Annotated in this window: 20 protein-coding genes; 17 read left to right on the top strand and 3 right to left on the bottom strand. The window is 45.7% G+C overall.

Translation table 11 applies throughout. The features are described from left to right. Nucleotides 1-96: 96 nt before the first annotated feature. On the bottom strand, nucleotides 97-2,553 hold the full coding sequence (locus ACNKW2_RS15590; protein WP_419149381.1) for a penicillin-binding protein 1A: 2,457 nt from the start codon (nucleotides 2,551-2,553) through the stop codon (nucleotides 97-99). Nucleotides 2,554-2,681: 128 nt separating this feature from the next. Here ACNKW2_RS15590 and ACNKW2_RS15585 point away from each other — a divergent pair, with 128 nt between their 5' ends. The 9 genes from ACNKW2_RS15585 (at nucleotide 2,682) to ACNKW2_RS15545 (ending at nucleotide 11,575) form a co-directional block, all read left to right on the top strand. Next, on the top strand, nucleotides 2,682-3,761 hold the full coding sequence (locus ACNKW2_RS15585; RefSeq protein WP_336568499.1) for a pilus assembly protein PilM: 1,080 nt from the start codon (nucleotides 2,682-2,684) through the stop codon (nucleotides 3,759-3,761). After that, nucleotides 3,749-4,321, top strand: coding sequence for a PilN domain-containing protein (locus tag ACNKW2_RS15580; protein ID WP_419149380.1), 573 nt, complete (start codon nucleotides 3,749-3,751; stop codon nucleotides 4,319-4,321). The genes ACNKW2_RS15585 and ACNKW2_RS15580 overlap by 13 nt, the downstream gene beginning before the upstream one ends. Before the next feature lie 11 nt (nucleotides 4,322-4,332). Further along, complete coding sequence (locus tag ACNKW2_RS15575) at nucleotides 4,333-4,941, top strand: type IV pilus inner membrane component PilO (protein WP_336568502.1); 609 nt, start codon at nucleotides 4,333-4,335, stop codon at nucleotides 4,939-4,941. Then, on the top strand, nucleotides 4,934-5,476 hold the full coding sequence (locus ACNKW2_RS15570) for a pilus assembly protein PilP (RefSeq protein WP_336568503.1): 543 nt from the start codon (nucleotides 4,934-4,936) through the stop codon (nucleotides 5,474-5,476). The genes ACNKW2_RS15575 and ACNKW2_RS15570 overlap by 8 nt, the downstream gene beginning before the upstream one ends. A 40-nt stretch (nucleotides 5,477-5,516) precedes the next feature. Beyond that, the gene (locus ACNKW2_RS15565; protein ID WP_419149379.1) at nucleotides 5,517-7,532 is read left to right on the top strand and encodes a type IV pilus secretin PilQ; all 2,016 of its coding nucleotides are present in this window, start codon (nucleotides 5,517-5,519) and stop codon (nucleotides 7,530-7,532) included. Between the two features lie 150 nt (nucleotides 7,533-7,682). Then, a complete protein-coding gene (aroK, locus tag ACNKW2_RS15560; protein WP_336568507.1) occupies nucleotides 7,683-8,201 on the top strand; it encodes a shikimate kinase AroK in 519 nt (172 codons plus the stop codon). 24 nt (nucleotides 8,202-8,225) lie between these two features. Beyond that, on the top strand, nucleotides 8,226-9,296 hold the full coding sequence (aroB, locus tag ACNKW2_RS15555) for a 3-dehydroquinate synthase (protein WP_419149378.1): 1,071 nt from the start codon (nucleotides 8,226-8,228) through the stop codon (nucleotides 9,294-9,296). Next, complete coding sequence (locus ACNKW2_RS15550; protein WP_419149377.1) at nucleotides 9,297-10,670, top strand: SPOR domain-containing protein; 1,374 nt, start codon at nucleotides 9,297-9,299, stop codon at nucleotides 10,668-10,670. A gap of 47 nt (nucleotides 10,671-10,717) precedes the next feature. Beyond that, nucleotides 10,718-11,575 carry a Dam family site-specific DNA-(adenine-N6)-methyltransferase gene (locus tag ACNKW2_RS15545; protein WP_419149376.1) on the top strand — a complete coding sequence of 286 codons (858 nt, stop codon included), beginning with the start codon at nucleotides 10,718-10,720 and terminating at the stop codon, nucleotides 11,573-11,575. Here the strand turns inward: ACNKW2_RS15545 and ACNKW2_RS15540 are convergent. Both ACNKW2_RS15540 and ACNKW2_RS15535 read right to left on the bottom strand, forming a co-directional pair. Then, entirely contained in the window at nucleotides 11,553-11,747 is a 195-nt protein-coding gene (locus ACNKW2_RS15540; RefSeq protein ID WP_419149375.1) for a DUF2970 domain-containing protein, read from the bottom strand. The two genes, ACNKW2_RS15545 and ACNKW2_RS15540, sit on opposite strands and share 23 nt — an antisense overlap. Before the next feature lie 11 nt (nucleotides 11,748-11,758). Then, the gene (locus tag ACNKW2_RS15535; protein WP_419149374.1) at nucleotides 11,759-12,055 is read right to left on the bottom strand and encodes a hypothetical protein; all 297 of its coding nucleotides are present in this window, start codon (nucleotides 12,053-12,055) and stop codon (nucleotides 11,759-11,761) included. A 138-nt stretch (nucleotides 12,056-12,193) separates the two neighbouring features. Between ACNKW2_RS15535 and rpe the strand changes: the two genes are divergently transcribed. The 8 genes from rpe (at nucleotide 12,194) to astD (ending at nucleotide 20,897) form a co-directional block, all read left to right on the top strand. Beyond that, nucleotides 12,194-12,865 carry a ribulose-phosphate 3-epimerase gene (rpe, locus tag ACNKW2_RS15530; RefSeq protein ID WP_419149384.1) on the top strand — a complete coding sequence of 224 codons (672 nt, stop codon included), beginning with the start codon at nucleotides 12,194-12,196 and terminating at the stop codon, nucleotides 12,863-12,865. Continuing rightward, nucleotides 12,865-13,530, top strand: coding sequence for a phosphoglycolate phosphatase (gph, locus tag ACNKW2_RS15525; protein WP_419149373.1), 666 nt, complete (start codon nucleotides 12,865-12,867; stop codon nucleotides 13,528-13,530). The genes rpe and gph overlap by 1 nt, the downstream gene beginning before the upstream one ends. A 24-nt stretch (nucleotides 13,531-13,554) precedes the next feature. After that, entirely contained in the window at nucleotides 13,555-14,559 is a 1,005-nt protein-coding gene (gene trpS, locus ACNKW2_RS15520; protein ID WP_336568517.1) for a tryptophan--tRNA ligase, read from the top strand. Nucleotides 14,560-14,776: 217 nt separating this feature from the next. Continuing rightward, entirely contained in the window at nucleotides 14,777-15,358 is a 582-nt protein-coding gene (locus ACNKW2_RS15515) for an anthranilate synthase component II (RefSeq protein WP_419149383.1), read from the top strand. A 225-nt stretch (nucleotides 15,359-15,583) separates the two neighbouring features. Continuing rightward, nucleotides 15,584-16,759: an HDOD domain-containing protein gene (locus ACNKW2_RS15510; protein ID WP_419149372.1), complete on the top strand. Its 1,176-nt coding sequence runs from the start codon at nucleotides 15,584-15,586 to the stop codon at nucleotides 16,757-16,759. Between the two features lie 358 nt (nucleotides 16,760-17,117). Then, on the top strand, nucleotides 17,118-18,329 hold the full coding sequence (locus ACNKW2_RS15505) for an aspartate aminotransferase family protein (RefSeq protein WP_419149371.1): 1,212 nt from the start codon (nucleotides 17,118-17,120) through the stop codon (nucleotides 18,327-18,329). Between the two features lie 66 nt (nucleotides 18,330-18,395). Then, a complete protein-coding gene (gene astA, locus ACNKW2_RS15500) occupies nucleotides 18,396-19,409 on the top strand; it encodes an arginine N-succinyltransferase (RefSeq protein WP_419149370.1) in 1,014 nt (337 codons plus the stop codon). Between the two features lie 15 nt (nucleotides 19,410-19,424). Then, nucleotides 19,425-20,897 carry a succinylglutamate-semialdehyde dehydrogenase gene (gene astD, locus ACNKW2_RS15495; protein ID WP_419149369.1) on the top strand — a complete coding sequence of 491 codons (1,473 nt, stop codon included), beginning with the start codon at nucleotides 19,425-19,427 and terminating at the stop codon, nucleotides 20,895-20,897. Nucleotides 20,898-20,977 lie beyond the last annotated feature (80 nt).

The following is a 20,977-nucleotide window of genomic DNA, read 5'->3' as shown; positions in this document are numbered from 1 at the left end:
GACATAAAAAGACCCCCAGTAATTGGAATGTCCAACTATTGGGGGTCACTTCATTCAGTATCGGCTTTTTTATTAGATTAGAGCTGTGTTGGTTTATTAAAACAGCTCATCGGACGATGGCAGCTTATCGTCGCCGTCGAATGGAGTGCCTGAATCATTATCTAACACATACTTAGTGGGTTCTGTACCTTGTTCGAAGTATTCAAACCGTGAGGTATGATCGTTCTTACGAGACAGCAAGCCCGTTTTTAGATCAATCCGTGTCGAAATCAGTCCCGGTGGTGGCTCAATCGGCGCGGCAGGTTCCCCTGCTAATGCGGCACGCATAAACTCAATCCATGCCGGCTGTGCGGAAATGGCGCCGGACTCTGCGCCCACAAGCTGGTTATTTCCTAGGTTAGCATTATAGGCGGCACGGCCTAATGATCTGCCGGCATCGTCAAATCCTACCCACACTGAAGTGAGGACATTACGATTAAAGCCTGTGAACCAAGTATCAACAGAATCGTTAGTGGTACCGGTTTTTCCAGCCAAGTCACGACGCTTTAACCACTGCGCCCGCCAACCAGTGCCACTCCAACCGGTATCGTGTTTCCAGCTTCCGCCGCCCCAGATGGCGCTTTTCAGAGCATCGGCAATTAAAAAAGCATTTTGTTCTGAAATCACCTGAGGGGCACACAATTCAGGGTGGTCTTCAAGTTGTTGCTCATCACATACTTTTAGCGGTGTCGCTTTACCTAACTCATTACCGTATGGATCGGTGATTCTCGCTATAAAATAGGGTTCGATAAGGTGGCCGCCATTGGCGAACGTGGCCATACCACGAGCCATCTCGAGCGGGGTTAAAGCGGCACTGCCGAGCGCCAAAGACTCGCTGCGATTAATATCCTGATCTTGAAAACCAAATTTTAATAAGTGATCTGCGGCTGTATTGATCCCCACGCCTTTGATCAATCGCACTGACACTACGTTTTTAGATTGTGCCAAGGCGCGGCGAATACGGATCGGACCATTATACACTTCGGGGCTGTTTTTTGGTCGCCAAGCCACGCCAACGCTGCGATCCCAGTGGTTGATGGGGGCGTCGTTTAAGATGGTGGCCAAGGTATAGTCTTTTTCCAGCGCGGCCGAGTAAATGAATGGTTTAATATTAGAGCCCACTTGGCGCTTTGCTTGAGTGGCGCGATTATATTGACTTAGGGCAAAGCTATAACCACCGACAATGGCTTTTATACGGCCATCTTGCGGGTCTAAAGAGACAATCGCGCTGGATGCTTGTGGCAGTTGGCTAAGCATCCAGGTGCCTTCATGCTGGCGTACAAAAATTTGCATGCCTGGCGCTAATACATCGGCAGTGGTTTTCGGCGGTAGGCTCTGGCGACGATCTGAAATGTAGGCTCTGGCCCACTTCAGCCCAGGCCATTCAAGGGTAATTTGCTCGTCGCTGGCAAGGAGCACCTCAGCCGTTTGCTCAGCAATGGCGGTGACAACCGCTGCTTGTAATGGCTCTATAGTATCAACTTGTTGCAGTCGTTCTAGGATTTGTGCTTGATTAAGCGGAGCTTGTTGCTCGTGTTGCCAGTACACAGCGTTAGGACCGCGGAAGCCATGGCGCTCATCGTACGCATGCAAATTGTTAATCAAGGCTTGTTGTGCGGCTAACTGCATATCAGAATCGACACTGGTATACACTTTCATTCCAGAGTTATAGGCTTTATCAGTACCGTAGCGCTCGACCATATAGGCACGCACCATTTCAGAGATATAGGGGGCATATAACTCGATTTCGGCACCATGAAACTGAGCGGTAATAGGGGCACTGCTGGCGCTGTTAAATTGTGCTTGAGAAATATAATTCTCTGCTAGCATTCGGCCCAGTACAACATTACGGCGTTGTTTGGCGCGTTCTGGATTGCGAATTGGGTTTAATGCCGATGGTGCTTTAGGTAGGCCTGCAATCATCGCCATTTCAGGGAGAGTGAGTTCATTTAAGGCACGACCATAATACACTTGAGCCGCGGCACCAATGCCAAATGCGCGGTTTCCTAACTCAATTTTGTTTAAATAAAGCTCAAAAATTTCATCTTTTGTCAGTAGTTGCTCAATATGCAACGCAATAAAGATTTCTTTTACTTTACGAATATAGGCTTTCTCTCGGGTTAAGAAAAAGTTGCGGGCGAGCTGCATCGTAATGGTACTGGCACCTTGTTTTTTCTCTCCAGTGGTAATAAGCACAATGGCTGAACGTACGATACCGATAGGGTCGATACCAAAATGTTCATAGAAACGGTTGTCTTCGGTGGCCAAAAAGGCCTTCTGCATCGGCACCGGAACATCCTGCAAGCGCACCGGAATACGGCGCTTCTCACCAAATTGGTTGATCAGTTTGCCATCTCTGGTAAATACTTGCATAGGGGTTTGTAATTGCACATCTTTTAAAACCTCTACACTTGGTATGTCAGATTTGACATAATAATAAAGGCTGATAAGAATAAACATGCCTAAAAGGGTACAAACAAAAGCGAATTGTAATAATCTTTTCAATAATTTCACGGAATTATCCCTAGTTAGACTCCCAATTACAGGTAGAGGCTGCTAGTATATCTTGATTAAAAAACGATTAATATTTTTGTGTGCTAAATTTTTAAGATACACGAGTAAAAAAGGAATAGGCGCCTCACATGTTGAGCCAATTATTAAAAAAACAATCACCTTTAATGATAGGGATCGACATCGGTTCTCATTGTGTTAAGGCGGTTTTGCTGTCGCAAACCAGTGCTGGTTACCGTGTTGAAGCCGTTGCGATAGAGCCTATTCCTAAAGGGGCAATAAACGAGCGGGCAGTTCAAGACATCGAAGCCATAGGTAACGCCATTAGCAAAATAAAGCGTCGCATTCCCAGAATGACACAATTTGCAGCCGTTGCTGTATCGGGTCAAACCGTAATAACCAAAGTGATTTTTATGGATGTGTCATTAACTGATGCTGAATTGGAGTCACAAATTGCCATTGAAGCCGACAGCCTTATTCCTTATCCGCTGGACGAGGTGAGCCTTGATTTTGAAAAAATTGGTGTCAATGAAGCGGATCCTTCAAAAATGAATGTGCTACTCTCTGCAGCACGCACAGAAAGCGTCCAAGCGCGGGTAGGGGCGCTGGAAGAAGCCGGCTTTAAAGCTAAAGTGGTGGACGTGGAAAACTATGCTTTGAGCCGCTCGTTAGACGTACTGTACAGCACCTTGCCTGCTGACGCTTACGATAAAATCGTCGCTGTTATTGATATAGGGGCGGTATTAACCCTTACTAGCGTAGTGCAGTCTGGCAAAACGATTTACACGCGAGATCAAGTCTTTGGCGGCGATCAATACACCAACAGTATCGTTGCTTATTATAATAAAACTTACGATGAAGCCGAGCTGGCTAAAACCACTGGTGACTTGCCTCCAAACCACACCTTTGAAGTGTTGGCACCGTTTCAAACTTCTCTGTTACAACAGGTTCGTCGTTCACTGCAAATGTTTATGACCACCAGTGGTAAAGATCATATTGACTATATTATTTTAACTGGGGGCACCGCTTTGGTGGATGGCTTAGACAAGCTATTAATTGATGAGCTGGGCATTCATACCGTAGTGGCTGATCCGTTCTGCGACATGGAAATTGCCCCAAAGGTGGACCGCCATGTGATGCAAAAACACAAGGCGCAATTTGCTTTGGCGACAGGGCTTGCGTTAAGGAGCTTTTCTTCATGCCACATATAAATTTATTACCCTGGCGGGAACAGCAGAGGCAGGCTTCGCAGCAACTGTTTTTATCCATCATTGCAGCCATTATCGCTGTTTGTTTGCTCTTGATGTATTTACTTGGCAGTTTCTATGTTGGTTTAAAGGACGGCCAAGAAATTAAAAATCGCTACTTGCAATCCGAGATATCCAACCTTGATTCTCGAATTACCGCCATTAATAACCTCAACAAGCAAAAAGAAAACCTGCAGCGCCGCATTCGTTTAATCGAAGAGTTACAATTAAACCGCAGCCTAGGCACACAAATTATTGATGAAATAGCAAGGGTGGTTCCTGCGGGCATTTATTTAACCAACCTAGAGCGACAAGGCGACAAGATTAAGGTAATAGGTCGCAGTGAATCGAATAACCGGCTATCGCAAATGTTGCGCCAGGTTGAGTCTTCTTATTTATTAGAGCGCCCAGTCATTCAAGGGATTGTTGCAGGTGAACAAAGTGCCAGTCTACTTAGTGACTTCACCATGCACTTTTACGTTAAGTCTCATGAAGACATGAACTTAGCCGATAAAGAAAACTAGGTGGGAATGGTATGAAGTTTGACTTAAAAGAATTAAAAGAAATCGACTGGAACGAGCTCGAACTCGATAACATCGGTCATTGGCCATTTCCAGTAAAAGTACTCTGCTCTGTGATCGTGGTGCTACTCATGCTTATTTTGGGGTATAACCTAATGGTATCGAGCTCAATTGATCGCTATGAGCAAGCGGTCAAAAAAGAGCAAGAGTTGAGAACCAGTTACCGAATTAAATACGCTCGGGCCAATAACTTAGAGCTTTATAAGCAGCAAATGATTGATATGGAAGCCCAGTTTACCGAGCTATTAAGACGGCTACCTAGCTCTAATGAAACGCCAGGCTTGTTGGACGACCTGACGTACGTTGGCACCTCCAGTGGCCTGACTTTTTTAAAGATTGGCTGGATGCCGGAAATTCGCAAAGAATTTTATACTGAACTGCCGATCCAGTTAGAAGTTATCGGAAAGTACCATGAGTTTGGAGAGTTTGTGAGCAAGGTGTCGGATTTACCACGGATCGTGAGTTTACATGACTTTAGAATTGAAAATGCCGCAAACGGCGAGCTCACATTCAGTGTGGTGGCGAAGACCTATCGCTATGAACATGGAGAGCGGAATGATTAGAGCCATCTTAAGCGCTGGGTTATTACTACTGCTAAGTGGCTGTAACGACAGCACAGCAGAGCAAAAAGAATTCATTGATCAGGTGAAAGCCAGCTCTACACCTAAAATAGAGCCAATTCCAGAAATGCAAAGCTACGAACCGTTTCAGTACAGTGCTAGCAACTTGCGTAGCCCGTTTGTGGCACCACAACCCGAGGTCATTGAAAATAAAGTAGTGCAAGTGAAAAACTGTCTGCACCCTGACCCTGACCGCGCACGCGACCCATTAGAAAAATTTCCCTTAGATAATCTTAGAATGAAAGGGATCATCGCTAAGCCTGATGGCCGCTGGGCGTTAATTGAAGCCGTTAATCAGGGCTTGTATCGGGTTAAAAGTGGCGAGTACATGGGGCTTTATCATGGCAAAGTATTGGCGGTAAACGCAGATCATTTAGAGTTATTAGAATTAATCCCAGATGGGACGGGATGTTGGAAAGAACGACTTACCAAAGTTGAAATGTCAGAGGCGGAACAAGGTGGCGCGAGTGAATACTAACTATAACGTCAAAAAATCATTAACAACGAACGCGCGGAAGATGTTAAATACGCTGCTTGGTGCTGCAGCAATAGGGTTATCATCCATCGCACACGCAATCCCAATGCTATATGACATTCGCTATAACCCAGTGGCAACGGGAGAAACGCAGCTGCAGTTAGTGTTTGATGAAAAATTAGCAGCGGAACCCAAAGTCAATGTGGTGGGGGAAGAAGCCAGTATTGAGCTGTTTTTTGCCAATGCGGAGTTTGAAGAAAGCCTTAAGGCGCTGAAGATTGATCAGGCTGGTATTAAAGGTATCACCAGTGAGCTACGTGATGGTGGCTTTGTTGTTGCTATTAATATGGAAGCATTAAAGCTCTATAAAACCACAGTTAAGAACAATCTCGTGCTGGTGGAAGTATCCGATCAGCCTATCGTGTCAGAGCAGCAGCAAAACAACCAAGTCACGTCCTTTATCAACCAAATTCAAGCCATTGACTTTCGCCGTGGTGAAAAGGGACAAGCAAAGGTGTTGGCCTTTTTAGAACACAACCAAGCGGCCATAGACGTGCAAGAGCGCGGCGGTAAGATCATAGCTGATTTTCACCACATTGATATTGCAGATGATCTTTTATACGAGCTTGATGTGCTGGACTTTGGTACTGTGGTATCCACCATCGAAACGTTCAAAGAAGAGAATAAAAGCCGCATCGTTATTGAGCCCAATGCTGCGTTTAAGTTTACCTACCAACAGCTAGACAATATTTTTACTTTGTCGGTGGAAAAAGATGAGGGCAGTGAAACGTTTGGCGAGCAAAAAGAATACAAAGGCCAGCCGATCACGCTGAACTTCCAAGATATTCCTATTCGTTCTGTGCTGCAGATCATTGCCGACACCAATAACTTTAACCTCGTCACCAGTGATACGGTATCAGGTAACATAACGCTGCGACTTGATGGTGTACCATGGGATCAAGCGCTGGATGTGGTGCTCCGAGTCAAAGGGCTTGATAAGCGCATGGACGGCTCAATATTGATGGTCGCTCCTTCTGAAGAGCTGGCGGCACGCGAAGCCAAAGAGTTGCAAGCGCGTCAGCAGGTCGAAGAGTTAGAGCCACTTTATAGTGAGTACATCCAGCTTAACTACGCTAAGGCGGAAGAGTTTGCTGATCTACTAAAAACCGATATTAACTCCATTATTAGTAATCGCGGTAGCGTCAGTGTCGACAAGCGTACCAATACGCTATTAATCAAAGACACCGCCAGAAGCATCGAAAGTGTGCGCAGAATGGTCGATACCCTCGATGTGCCAGTGAAGCAGGTGCGTATCGAGTCGCGTATGGTGACTGTGGATGATAACGTTCAAGAAGATCTAGGCGTGCGTTGGGGCTTTAGCGATCAACAAGGCAGCGATGCGATTTCGGGCTCTCTCGAAGGGGCTGATGACTTATCCAATGGCAATATTCCATCATTAGAAAACCGCTTGAACGTTAATTTGGGTGTGCAAGGGGTTTCTGCAGGTAGCATCGGGATGCACATTGCCAAACTGGCTGATGGCACCTTGATTGACCTAGAACTGTCTGCCTTAGAGCAGGAGAACAAAGGGGAGATCATTGCCACACCAAGCATTACCACTGCTAATCAAAAGAAAGCGCGAATAGAGCAAGGTACAGAAATCCCATATGTCGAAGCTTCATCCAGTGGTGCCACCTCAGTGAGCTTTAAAAAAGCGGTGCTAAGCTTAGAGGTAACACCACAGATCACCCCGGATAATAAGATTATTCTTGATCTAGTGATTACACAAGATACCAAAGGTGATATCGTGCAGACACCCAATGGCCCGGCAGTGGCAATCAATACCCAACAAATTCAGACTCAGGTCTTGGTTGAAAATGGTCAAACCATCGTATTGGGTGGTATATATCAACAAGAAGTCAAAACCGCAGTGAGTAAAATCCCCGTTTTAGGAGATATTCCTTACGTTGGAACGCTGTTTAAAAACTCTCGTGACATAAATGAGAAGCGTGAGTTGTTGATATTTGTGACACCAAAGATAATCCAAGACAGTTTATAGGCCTGCGATTGGCAAAAGTATTACGCTTTTTGCGTGTTTGACTTGAAATCATTCGCAGATTACTGAGATAATCCCCTCCTTAATTTTGGGGCCAGGTCGTTAGGCGGGGTTTTATTTCAAATTTTAGAGTTCGTTTGTACTAAATAAGATATGGCTGAGAAACGTAATATATTTCTAGTAGGCCCTATGGGGGCTGGTAAAAGCACGATTGGTCGTCACATTGCGGATCAATTACACCTTGAGTTTTTCGATTCAGATCAAGAAATCGAGCGCCGCACTGGTGCAGATATTTCTTGGGTATTTGATATCGAAGGAGAAGAAGGGTTTCGCAAGCGTGAAGAATCTGTCATCGCGGATCTAACAGAAATGCAAGGCATTGTGTTAGCGACCGGTGGTGGCTCTGTGATCAGCAAAGAAGTTCGCAATAAGTTATCTGCGCGCGGTATTGTTGTTTACCTAGAAACGCCAATCGAAAAACAGGTAGCTCGTACTCAGCGTGACAAGCGTCGTCCTTTATTGCAAACTGATGAAGATTCACGTGACGTATTAGAGCGCTTAGCAGAAGAACGTGAACCACTATATAGAGAAGTGGCCGACCACGTTGTTCGTACCGATGAGCAAAGCGCAAAAGTAGTTGCAAACCAAATAATTGATAAATTAGATTTCTAAAAAATACCACTGAGAGGGAAAGCCATGCTTGAATTAAAGGTTGATTTAAACGAGCGCAGCTACCCTATCTTTATTGGTGAAGCACTTTTATCTGATGCCGGACGACTGAAGCAGTATATCGGTCAAAGTCGTCCAGTCATCATCACCAACTCTACCATCGCACCCCTTTACCTGGCACAGCTACAAGAGCAGCTTAGCTCCTTAGCCCCACTGCACTTTATCATTCCTGACGGTGAGCAATACAAATCACTGCAATGGTTTGAAAAAATTTCCGCTTTTTTACTCGAGCACAACTGTGGCCGTGATACCTGCTTAATTGCTCTAGGCGGCGGTGTCGTTGGTGACTTAACAGGGTTCGTTGCCGCTTGTTATCAACGCGGTGTGCCCTTTATCCAAATTCCAACCACCTTATTGTCTCAAGTTGACTCGTCGGTTGGTGGTAAAACGGCAGTTAATCACCCCTTGGGTAAAAATATGATTGGTGCTTTTTATCAGCCTAAAGCGGTGTTTATTGATACCCAAACATTAACCACCTTACCAGCTAGAGAATTTGCTGCTGGTATGGCCGAAGTAATTAAGTATGCCTTGATCTATGATGCTGACTTTCTGGATACCCTTTCAGAGCAGCAGCCTAAGTTGCGAGATTTAGACCCAGAGTGCTTACAACAAGTAATTTATAAGTGTTGTGCCATCAAAGCTGACATTGTTGCAAAAGATGAAACCGAAGCGGGCCTCCGTGCACTGCTGAATTTAGGCCATACATTTGGTCATGCTATTGAGGCGCAAATGGGTTATGGCAATTGGTTGCATGGTGAAGCGGTTGCTGCAGGGATGATGTTAGCGGCAAAGTTAGCACAGCATCGTGGGAACTTAACGGCGCAGCAAGTAGATAAAATTGCCCAAGTGCTGAAACGCTATGACTTGCCAACCGCAGCACCGGCACAGATGACCAGCCAACAGTTTTTACAGCATATGCGTAAAGATAAAAAGAATAAGCAAGGCAAGATTCGGTTTATTTTGCCGACTCAGCTGGGGCAGTGTGCACTGGTTGATGATGTCAGCGATGACGCCGTGGAAACCTTAATAGGCAGCTAAATGCAATCGCAAATTTTACCGAGTCGCGCGGCTTTGGTAGACAGAATTGCTTTGCAATTCGAGTACGGCCAAAACCTTATTACCTTGGTTGGTACCTCGGGGCTGGGTAAAAGCTATCTGGCTGAGTCTTTTCTTACTGATAAGTACCCTGAATTTAACAAGGCTTTTGTTAAGCTAACTGCCAATAGCAGCGATTTCGAGGTCATGCGCCAGCTTCTGGAGCACAGTTTTCGTAGTCCATTAATCGATCAAAAGCTCACCCTGAGTGAAAACTTCGCCTTACTGCATGATGAGCAACCTTGTGGTCCTTGCTTGTGGGTGCTTGATAATGTTCGTCATTTAACTAGCGAGATGGCAGAGCAATTACAGTCACTTGCCACCTTTGCGAAAGAAACCATTTATATTTTAGCCACCTCACAGCAGCCACAGGTACTGCCCAGTGGGCTCGATATACATATTGAGCCACTCTCTTTGGTGGAAAGTAAACGTCTAATGCAGATGTTTTACCGCGAATTACCGCCTGATGAAGACCCTATATTCAGTACATTTCTAGCCGAAGCGCGTGGCATCCCCAGTGTGCTACTGACCTGGCAGCCAAATGAGCAGCTTAATTTACGACCAAAGGCCGATAAAGAACAACGCAAGGCACAGTGGCAGTGGTATGTGATAGCGCTGTGTTTTATTTTGACGGCATTGATGATTGCCATCGTGTACGAGCAAGAGTTACGAGATTATTGGCTCGAAGAGTCCGAGCCGCAAACCGTTGCAACCGCGCTGGATGCCGAGCGTGTCTTTCAAGCACAGCCCAGTAATGTGAAAGAGTTAAGCAGTGCTGGGGAGGAAGAAATTAAGGAAGCACTGCAGCCTGAGGTAGAGCAAGATGCAGCTCAAGTGGCGAGTATTGTTGCGGCATTAACTGCGATCCCAAAGGCGTTAGACACCAATGAAGAAGCTGCGCCGCCTAGCGAAGCTAAAACGCCACCATCATCTCAGCCTGCGGCAACGGCAGACGTAGCAGAGCTACTGCAGTCAGATTCTGAACCGCTTAGTGAAGAACAAGCTAATCCCGTTGCTGGCGGTAACCAATGGTTTTTACAACAACAAGACGGCGACTGGGTGATCCAGCTATTAGCTGTGACAGAGTCTGCTATTGCGGCCGAGTTCATGGCACAGCATGCTGATGTTACTATGCATCAATTTGAGGTGATCCGTGGTGAGCAAACTTGGTATGTGGTGACGTCATCGGCGTATTCTTCGTTGGCAGCTGCAAGAGCAGCAAAAGCACAGTTACCGGCGGCGATTAATAGCGCGCAGCCATTTTTTAAGCAAGTAAGTAAAATTAAGCAAGAAATCACTCAGTCTCTCGGTAATTAAACGCATTTAGTGTAAAATCCTGCAATCAATCACGATATAGAACGAGCATGCAACAAAAGACTAGAGCCTTCTTAAAATGGGCAGGCGGAAAATACAGCTTAGTGGAAGACATTGCTAAGCGCTTACAAGCAGCAAGTACTGAAGCCGATACCTTAGTAGAGCCTTTTGTTGGAGCCGGATCTGTATTTTTAAATACCCACTTCAAGCATTATATCCTCAACGATATCAATGCCGATTTAATTAACCTCTATAACGAACTTAAGCGCACCCCAGATGAGTTTGTCAGTGATGCCAAACGTTTGTTTGTGGAGCTGAATAATCACCCCGATGCTTACTATGCTTATCGCAAACAGTTTAATGAAAGCATCGATATTTATGAGCGGGCGATCCTCTTTTTGTATATGAACCGTCATGGTTACAACGGCTTATGTCGCTACAACCTAAAGGGGATTTTCAATGTACCATTTGGCAAATATAAGAAACCGTATTTTCCTGAGCGTGAGTTGTACGTATTTGCTGAAAAGGCACAGAGTGCTACATTCACTTGCCAAAGTTACAGCGAAGTATTTAATGCCATTCCTAACAATGCCGTGGTGTATTGCGATCCTCCCTATGTGCCACTCAGTAAGACGGCTTCTTTTACCAGTTATGCCAAAGGCGGCTTCGATCTTGACGATCAAGCAAGGCTAGCGAACTTAGCTGAACTAACAGCATTCGAGCGGCAAACACCAGTGCTTATTTCCAATCACGACACGGTGTGGACACGGAAGATTTATAACCAGGCAAAGTTGGATGTTATCAAGGTTAAGCGCACCATCAGCCCGAAGGGCAATGGCAGAAATAAGGTGGGCGAATTAATGGCGATGTATCACCGCCCAAAAGCTAAGCTAACACTACCGCGTTAACAAACCAAACCAGAATTACCACAAAAGCGGCAACAAAGATAACACCGCCAACCGCAAACGGCCAAAAACGGCGGTTATTAAAGTCTTCTGCGCGTTTGTTTTGACTTTGAACGCCAAACATAGCTGCAACCACACTTTGGATCACAGCCAGCTTGCTATTGGAAGAAGCCATATTAAACGTGCTTAATATGGCGAAGAGACTTTGCTACTACTTTGCTCATCGTTAGAGCCGATCAGCAGTTCTAGCAAATCCAAATAATGGAACTGACCATTACTACTGCCGCCGGTTAACCACGCCACCCAGCTGGTGTGTGACTCTGGCTGACATGCTTCAGAACGGCCAGCAAATTGACTTGTACTGCAGCTGCAGGCTGCATAATCGGCAACGAATTCATTACTGTTATCAAATGAAAAGACGCCCGCTGATGCAACGAGCACCGCTGCTATCAACGCAATCCGTGCTTTGATCCTAGAAACCATAACCCTATCCCCAGAAAATAGACTCTGTCTAATCATACACAATGTTCGTTTATTGCACAATCCGAAAAGGCCTTAAAACGGAGACTTTATCGCTTATTTACGCTACAGTAGGGCGGTTTTAGCTTGAGGGGAAAAATGATGTCGGATTTTTTGATTGCGCCTTCTATTTTATCGGCTGATTTTGCCAGATTAGGGGAAGAGGTTGAGCAGGTGTTAGCGGCCGGTGCGGATGTCGTGCATTTTGACGTGATGGACAACCATTACGTGCCTAATTTAACCATTGGTCCTATGGTGTGCCAAGCACTTCGCGACTATGGCATTAGTGCGCCAATCGACGTTCATCTAATGGTTAAGCCCGTAGACAGTTTAATTCCCGAGTTTGCTAAAGCGGGTGCCAGCATTATTACTTTCCACCCTGAGGCCAGTGAGCATATCGATCGTAGCTTAGCATTGATCAAAGACGCTGGTTGTAAAGCGGGCCTTGTATTTAACCCCGGCACGCCATTGCATTATCTCGACCACGTGATGGATAAAATTGACCAAGTATTACTGATGTCAGTGAACCCAGGTTTTGGCGGTCAGAGTTTTATTCCCCATACTCTCGAGAAATTAAAAGAAGCGCGAGCAAGAATCGACGCATCCGGGCGTGATATTCGTCTTGAAGTCGATGGTGGTATCAAGGTCGATAATATTGCTGAAGTAGCGGCTGCTGGTGCCGACATGTTTGTCGCAGGATCGGCCATTTTTAACCAGCCCGATTACAAAGCCGTGATCGATGCCATGCGTGCTCAGCTAGCGCAGGTAAAGTAATGCGTTTTGAAGGGGTATTATTTGACTTAGACGGCACCTTGGTCGACAGTGCTGAAGACATGTACATGGCACTCAATTTAACCTTGAGTGAACTCGCTTACCCTATTGTCAGTCACGCCTTAGTGAGAGAGTGGGTGGGTAATGGCATAGATGCACTGGTGCAGCGTGGACTCAGTGGCAGTCATGAAATCAGCGATAACCTAGAACCAGAATATGTGGCAAAAGCCATCGCACGTTTTAAACACCATTATGCTGAGTTGGTGGGGCAATATGCCGTTTTGTATAGCCATGTTGAGACCACGCTAGCAGCTTGTGCGGGCATGAGCAAAGCCATTGTAACCAATAAAAACCGCGAGTTTACTACCACCTTACTGGCCAAGCTCAATATCAGCCAGTACTTTGATGTGGTGATTTGCGGTGACGATTGCGCTAAAAAGCCTTCACCAGAGCCATTACTGTTGGCGGCAGAGCAACTTAAGTTGCCGACAGAAAAGCTCATTATGGTGGGAGACTCAAAAAGCGATATTTTCGCAGCCGAAGCGGCTAAGATACCTGTGATTGCGGTAAAATATGGGTATAATCAGGGGTTAGATTTGCAACAATTCAAGCCACAGTACCTGTGTGATGGGTTGTTGGATATTATCCCCATTATTAATCAACGTTAACGTAAGCAAAAATAAAGGAACGACATGAGTAAACCTGTAGTATTAAGTGGTATTCAGCCCACCGGTGGGATGACAATAGGCAATTACGTAGGTGCCATTAACCAGTGGCTTAAACTACAAGAAGATCATGAAAGTTTCTTTATGCTGGTGGATCTCCATGCCATTACCGTTCGTCAAGAGCCAGAGCAGCTGCGTGAGCGGGTGTTGGATGGTGTTGCACTCTATACCGCTTGTGGTATCGACCCAGACAAAGCAGCGTTATTTGTGCAATCTCAAGTACCTGAACATGCTCAGCTAGCTTGGGTGTTGAACTGCTACGCGCAGATGGGTGAACTGAACCGCATGACGCAATTTAAAGACAAGTCATCAAAGCACGCTAACAACGTTAATGTCGGTTTGTTCTCATACCCTGTGCTGCAAGCGGCTGATATTTTACTGTATCAAGCGGATCAAGTGCCGGTAGGAGAAGATCAAAAGCAGCACTTAGAGCTTACTCGTGATATTGCCACGCGTTTTAATAATTTATATGGTGATGTGTTTAAAATTCCAGAGCCTTATATTCCAGAGTTTGGCGCTCGGGTAATGAGCTTACAAGATCCGTTGAAGAAGATGTCAAAGTCGGATGAAAACCCGAATGGCTACATCATGCTGCTAGATGAGCCGAAAAAAATTGAGAAAAAGCTGAAAAAAGCCGTCACTGATTCCGATGAGCAGGCCCGTATCTACTTTGACCGTGATGAAAAGCCGGGAGTATCAAACCTACTGACTTTATTGAGCGTTGCCACCAAACGTTCAATTGAGGACCTGGTTCCTGAGTATGAAGATAAAATGTATGGTCACCTGAAAAAAGACACCGCAGCCGCTGTGGTTGCCATGATTGAACCGATCCAAGCGCGATTTAAAGAGATCAGAGAAGACCGTACATTGCTCGATGAGATTATGCGTAAGGGGGCCGATAAAGCCAGTGAGCGCGCAGAAAAGACATTGAAGTCGGTGTACGATGCGCTGGGCTTTATTCCACGTCAGTAATGCAAGTCACTACTTTACCACGGTTGAGGCTTAGCAACAGCGGTGGTGAAAGAGCAAAAATGGCACCTTAGGGTGCCTTTTGCGTTTTTATGTGTGAGCCCTTTTTTAGTCGCGAGGACACATCGGATTTATCCAGCGTTCGTGGTAATATTGCCTTTTTTAGAGCCGTCATCAGCTTTAGGTATCGCCTGTATTAGGCGCTTTTGTGGTAGAAAACATGCTGTTAATGATAGATAACTATGACTCTTTTACTTATAACTTGGTGCAATATTTCCAGCGCCTGGATATAGACGTTTTAGTAAAGCGCAACGATGAAGTCACCCTTAATGAAATAAAGCAGCTAAAGCCCAAGCACTTGGTAATATCGCCAGGTCCTTGTAGTCCAGATCAAGCTGGAGTGTCTCTGGAGGTGGTAAAAAGTTTCCAAGGCAATATACCCATTTTAGGCATTTGCCTAGGACATCAAACCATTGCACAGGCATTGGGTGGCCGAGTTATTCGCGCTAAAGAGGTCATGCACGGCAAAACGTCACTGCTGCACCACAATGGCAAAGGGGTATTTAAAGGCTTACCGAACAGTTACCAGGTTTGTCGTTATCACTCTTTGGTGGTTGAACAACACAGTTTGCCAGAGCCGTTTGAGGTAACAGCGTGGACGGCCACCCAGAGTAAGCAACTGGATGAAATTATGGGGTTATCAGTGGCCGACCGAGCACTTGAAGGGGTGCAATTCCATCCCGAGGCAATTCTTACCGAGCATGGACTGGCATTACTTGATAACTTCATTAAACGCTTCTAGAGTTTATTCATTGTGGCATTAATTTAGGTTATCACTAAGCATCTATGCTGGTATCAGCATTTTTCATGTTGCCAGGCACAGAAGACAACTCCGAGTGAGGAAAATTGCACCAAAAAGTTGTCTTTATTGGTATAATCTGCGGTGTAGTAATAGAAAACTCATACGTTTAGCTGATAATGTTACGTGTGAGTATCTTATTAAACTCTCATAATTTAAGTGGCATGCATGACGCAAGAAAATAAGCAAACTAGAGTGGCACAAGCACTATCGGAACGTGCTCATGATCTTCTTATCAGTCTTAACTTCGCACAAAAACAGATTGGCTATATCCATACCTTTGATATTAGTTATGGTGAAAGTATTGCCGAGCGAACTATGCTGGAAGTTGAAATTGCTGCTGCCGCTAAGCGTCAACAAAGTAGCACCAGTCATCATAAGTACATCGCCAAGGCGAGCAAGCATTTACATTCGGTGATTGAAGATGCCATTGCCAAACAAATCAATGATCTAGATAACATTTACCACGAAGTGGTTGGGATCCAAGACTCCGTACCGGCGTTGCTCGACCTTTTGTCGGTGCGTTCGGCGTCTGTGGGGCGCCTAGAACCCCTTGTGAATGACCTAAGTTGGTTAGGTCGTGAGCTGGTGTCTTTGGTTAACTTGCCGCAGTACCGTAAAAAGAACAGCAAAGGCACTGCAATAAAAGTCGATACCCCAGCGCTGGCACTGCGTTACTTAGGGTTAGAAAACTTGCAAATGGTGATCCCCACCATGGCGATGCGTCATTGGATGCCGCACTCTACCGAACCTTTTGCTTTAATGAAGCGCAAAATGCGTGAGTTGAGTATGAGTACCGCCATAGCCGCAAAAGAGCTGGCACCATTTTATGGGGTTAAAGAGCAGCACGCTTTTACCTTAGGCATGCTGTTGGAGCTGGGTAAAATCGCTTTAGTTCGACTTTACTTGCGCACCTTTGAAAAAGTTTGGCAGGCGAAAGTAAAAATTGCTCGCGACAAAAAGCAAAAAGATCTCCACTCAGCGCTACTTGAGCTGGCGCCTGATCCGTTATTTTTGCGTAACCTGTTGGTTAATCACTCGGCTGAGTTATCGCGTAAGCTAATTGAAAAAATGGAACTGAAGTATTTGCCGTTTAATGCCGTCATGGAAGAGTATACGCAAACTTATTTACCCAATGCGCATAAAATAATAGCCGACCCAATAGCGTTAACAACGGTGATGCAAAAAGCTTATGGTTATGCGCAAATGCTTGTTTTAAAAGACAGTCAGCTGATTGAAGAGGATGAAGCGGAACTTCTACTACAGCACCTTGAACTCAGCGATGAGATGCGCAAACAATTAGCAAAATGTGCCTTCCATAACCTCCAGTTGACGATTTTGTAAAAAAAACTAAAATTTTTTTTGCGACTATTCATTCATAGCCCATCACTTGGCGAGCTGTGCAAAGCTGCACAGCGCTTGCCTTGCCCATAAAACATGTCCTAAATAGTTATTCACTGAAGGTGAGAAAATATGTTAAACCCTTGAATATCAAGGCCTCCACGGCAGAGAGATATGAGACAAAACGGGCTTTTTCTGGAATAATAGGCGTATGAAAATTGTGCCATCAAGGATTAATTCAGACTTAATCAGCGCCATATTGGCTGCATAGTTATCCGCATACATTACAGGCCTAGGCCGTGTAAGCCATTAGGAATGACTACCTTGAAGCACTTTCACTCACCAAATATGAGGAAATAAAATGACTATTAATCGTGAATTGTTCGATGACGTAATGGTACCTAACTACGCCCCTTCTGCGGTAATTCCAGTAAAAGGTGAAGGCTCACGTGTTTGGGATCAAGAAGGCAAAGAGTATATCGACTTTGCTGGTGGTATTGCCGTTAACTGTCTTGGTCATTGTCACCCAGCTTTGGTGGGCGCGCTGAAAGAGCAAGGTGAAAAAATTTGGCACTTATCTAATGTCATGACCAACGAGCCGGCATTACGTTTAGCGAAAAAATTAACCGACGCCACGTTTGCAGACAAAGTCTACTTTGCTAACTCAGGTGCAGAAGCAAACGAAGCGGCACTGAAGCTGGCACGTCGTTGGGCGCTGGATAAATTCGGTGCCGAAAAGTCACAAATCATTTCGTTTAACAAAGGCTTCCACGGTCGTACTTTCTTCACTGTGACGGTTGGTGGTCAAGCAGCTTATTCAGATGGTTTTGGTCCAAAGCCGGGTGATGTTGCGCACACCGATTATAACGACCTAGCAGCGCTAGAAGAAATCATGTCTGACAAAACCTGTGCAGTCATGATGGAGCCGCTACAAGGTGAAGGCGGTATTGTTTCACCTGATGCTGATTTCGTAAAAGGTGTACGCGAGCTATGTGATAAGCACAATGCACTGCTTATTTTTGACGAAGTACAAACCGGTGTTGGTCGTACGGGCGACTTATACGCATACCAAGGCCTAGGTGTAACACCAGATATTCTGACCACGGCCAAAGCGTTAGGTGGTGGCTTCCCTATTGGTGCCATGATCACTACCACTGAGATTGCAGCACACCTAAAAGTGGGTACCCATGGTTCAACTTATGGTGGTAACCCATTGGCGTGTGCCGTAGCTGAAGCCGCGTTTGATACTGTTAATACACCAGAAGTGCTTAACGGAGTTAAAGAAAAAGAGCAGCTTTTCCGTGAGCTACTTACTGAAATCAATAACAAGCACAACGTCTTCAGTGAAGTACGTGGTAAAGGTCTATTGATCGGTGGCGTGGTTGCTGAAAAGTATCAAGGCAAAGCGAAAGAGTTTTTAGTTGAAGGCATCAAGCAAGGCGTGATGTCACTTGTTGCTGGTGCAAACGTGGTTCGTTTTACACCATCACTGGTTATCCCTGAAGCGGACATCCGTGAAGGTATGGCGCGCTTTGAAAAAGCGGTTGCCGCGGTTGTGGCTAACAACGCTTAATATGCTTGCGAGGCTGCCAATGGGCAGCCTTGTTGTCATCCATAATTTTGAGGAGTAAGCGGGCTCATGATGATCCTTCGCCCAATCCAAGAAAGCGATTATCCAGCGCTTTTAAACATTGCTCACGAATCGGGACATGGCTTTACGTCACTGCCGGTTAATGAAGAGCTATTACAAAAGAAAATTGCACGTTCGGTGGCTTCGTTTGGTAAGCACGCCGATAAGCCTTTCGATGAAGGCTACCTATTTGTACTGGAAGACAGTGAAACAGGTGAAGTGGTAGGTACGAGCGGTATTGAAGCCGCGGTGGGTTTAGATGATGCGTTTTATCACTATCATTTAAGCAAAGTGATCCACTCGTCACGCACTTTGGATGTTTACAAAGCAGTGGATATTTTGACTCTGTGCAACGATTACACCGGTGCAACAGAGCTATGCACGTTATTTTTAAAAGACGGCTATCGTAAAGGTGCCAATGGCAAGTTGCTGTCGCGCGCACGTTTTATGTTTATTAACCAGCATCGTGCCCGTTTTGCCGAGACCCTGATCGCAGAAATGCGCGGTGTGTCGGATGAAAATGGCGACAGTCCATTTTGGCAATGGCTCGAAGAGCACTTCTTTTCCATGGACTTTCCAACCGCTGATTACCTCACCGGCATTGGTCAAAAGGTGTTTATTGCGGAGTTGATGCCGAAGTATCCGATTTACGTCAACCTGCTTAGCAAAGAAGCGCAAGCGGTAATTGGCCAAGTGCACAACAACACTCGTCCAGCGATTGAACTGCTGAAAAGTGAAGGCTTTACCTTTAATGGCTATGTCGATATTTTCGATGCCGGTCCAACAGTAGAGGCCAAAGTCGATAACGTCCGCACCGTTCGCAATACTCAGGTGAGAACCGTTAAAATTGGCGACAATACTGGCGGATTCCCTGTTATGGTTGCAAATGATAAACTAGAAGACTATCGCGCATCGGTATTGGATCTGGCCTTGGCTGAAGATGACCAAGTGATTTTAGCACCACACGTTGCCGCGGCCTTGAAAGTAGAAGAGGGCGACCAAGTTAGCCTCGTAAAGATTTAAGATTGGGAATAGATTATGACAACACATGCAGCACAATTTATAAATGGTGAGTGGGTTGCCGGACAAGGCGCAAGCTTTAGCTCGGTGAATCCAGCAAACAATGATGTCATCTGGAGTGCAAACTCTGCAACGCCTGAGCAAGTAGATGGCGCCGTTAAGGCAGCACGTGAAGCCTTCTATTCATGGAGCGATCTAAGCTTTGAAGCACGCTTAGAAATCGTTAAGCGTTTTGCTGATGTATTAAAAGAAAACAGCGAAGAGCTAGCGCTAGCTATTGCACAAGAAACAGGTAAGCCACTGTGGGAAACGCGCACTGAAGCAGGTGCCATGGTAGGTAAAATTGCCATCTCTGAAAAAGCCTATCAAGAGCGTACTGGTGTGGTAGAAAACCCAATGCCAGTAGGTCGTGCCGTTATTCGTCATAAGGCGCACGGTGTAGTGGCCGTATTTGGTCCATATAACTTCCCAGGTCACTTACCGAATGGTCACATTGTGCCGGCATTACTAGCGGGTAATACCGTGATCTTCAAGCCATCAGAACTGACGCCAAAGGTGGCTGAGTTAACTCTGAAGCTATGGCAACAGGCGGGCTTACCTGCTGGTGTGATCAACCTAGTTCAAGGTGAAGTAGAAACAGGCAAAGCACTTGCATCGCACGCGGGTATTGATGGTTTATTCTTTACCGGTTCGTCGCGCACAGGTCACCTATTGCATGAGCAGTACGCAGGTCAGCCTGGCAAAATCCTAGCCCTAGAAATGGGTGGTAATAACCCTCTGTTGGTTAAAGATGTTGCCGATACCAAAGCCGCAGTGCACGATATTTTACAGTCAGCTTATATTTCTAGTGGCCAGCGCTGTACTTGTGCTCGTAAGTTGTTCTTACCTGCAGGTGAACAAGGCGATGCTATCTTGTCACAGCTAATCAAAGCGACGAAAGCCATTAAAGTGGGCAACTACGACGATGAAGATCAGCCATTTATGGGTTCTATGATCTCAAACGCCGCTGCCGCAGGCATGGTCAAAGCACAGCAGCAGCTGGTTGAACTGGGCGGTGAAGTGTTAGTTGAGCTAACCCACAAAGAAGGCACAGGCTTTGTAACACCTGGCATCATTGAATGCTCAAACATCAGTGACTTCCCAGATGAAGAACACTTTGGTCCGTTACTAAAAGTGTTCCGTTACACAGACTTTGATGCGGCGATTGAAAAAGCCAATGAAACCAGCTTTGGCTTATCGGCAGGTCTTTTAGGCGATAATGAAGCGGACTATGACCGTTTCCTACGTCGTATCCGTGCCGGCATCGTGAACTGGAACCGTCCAATTACAGGGGCATCAAGTGCTGCACCATTTGGTGGTATTGGCGCTTCAGGTAACCACCGCGCAAGTGCTTACTATGCCGCTGACTACTGTGCTTACCCTGTGGCTTCTGTGGAGCTAGAAAAGGTAACTCTACCAGGCAGCTTGAGCCCAGGTTTATCTTTAGATTAAAATAGCGCTGTTGAGCTAGTAGCAACAGTAAAGGATGAAAAAAGCAGCTTCGGCTGCTTTTTTGTGTCTAAGTGGCTACA

This window comes from Pseudoalteromonas 'SMAR', assembly GCF_048515945.1.
Taxonomy (GTDB): Bacteria; Pseudomonadota; Gammaproteobacteria; order Enterobacterales; family Alteromonadaceae; genus Pseudoalteromonas.
The sequence above is the reverse complement of the archived record's forward strand: the minus strand, read 5'-3'. Positions and strand labels throughout refer to the sequence as shown.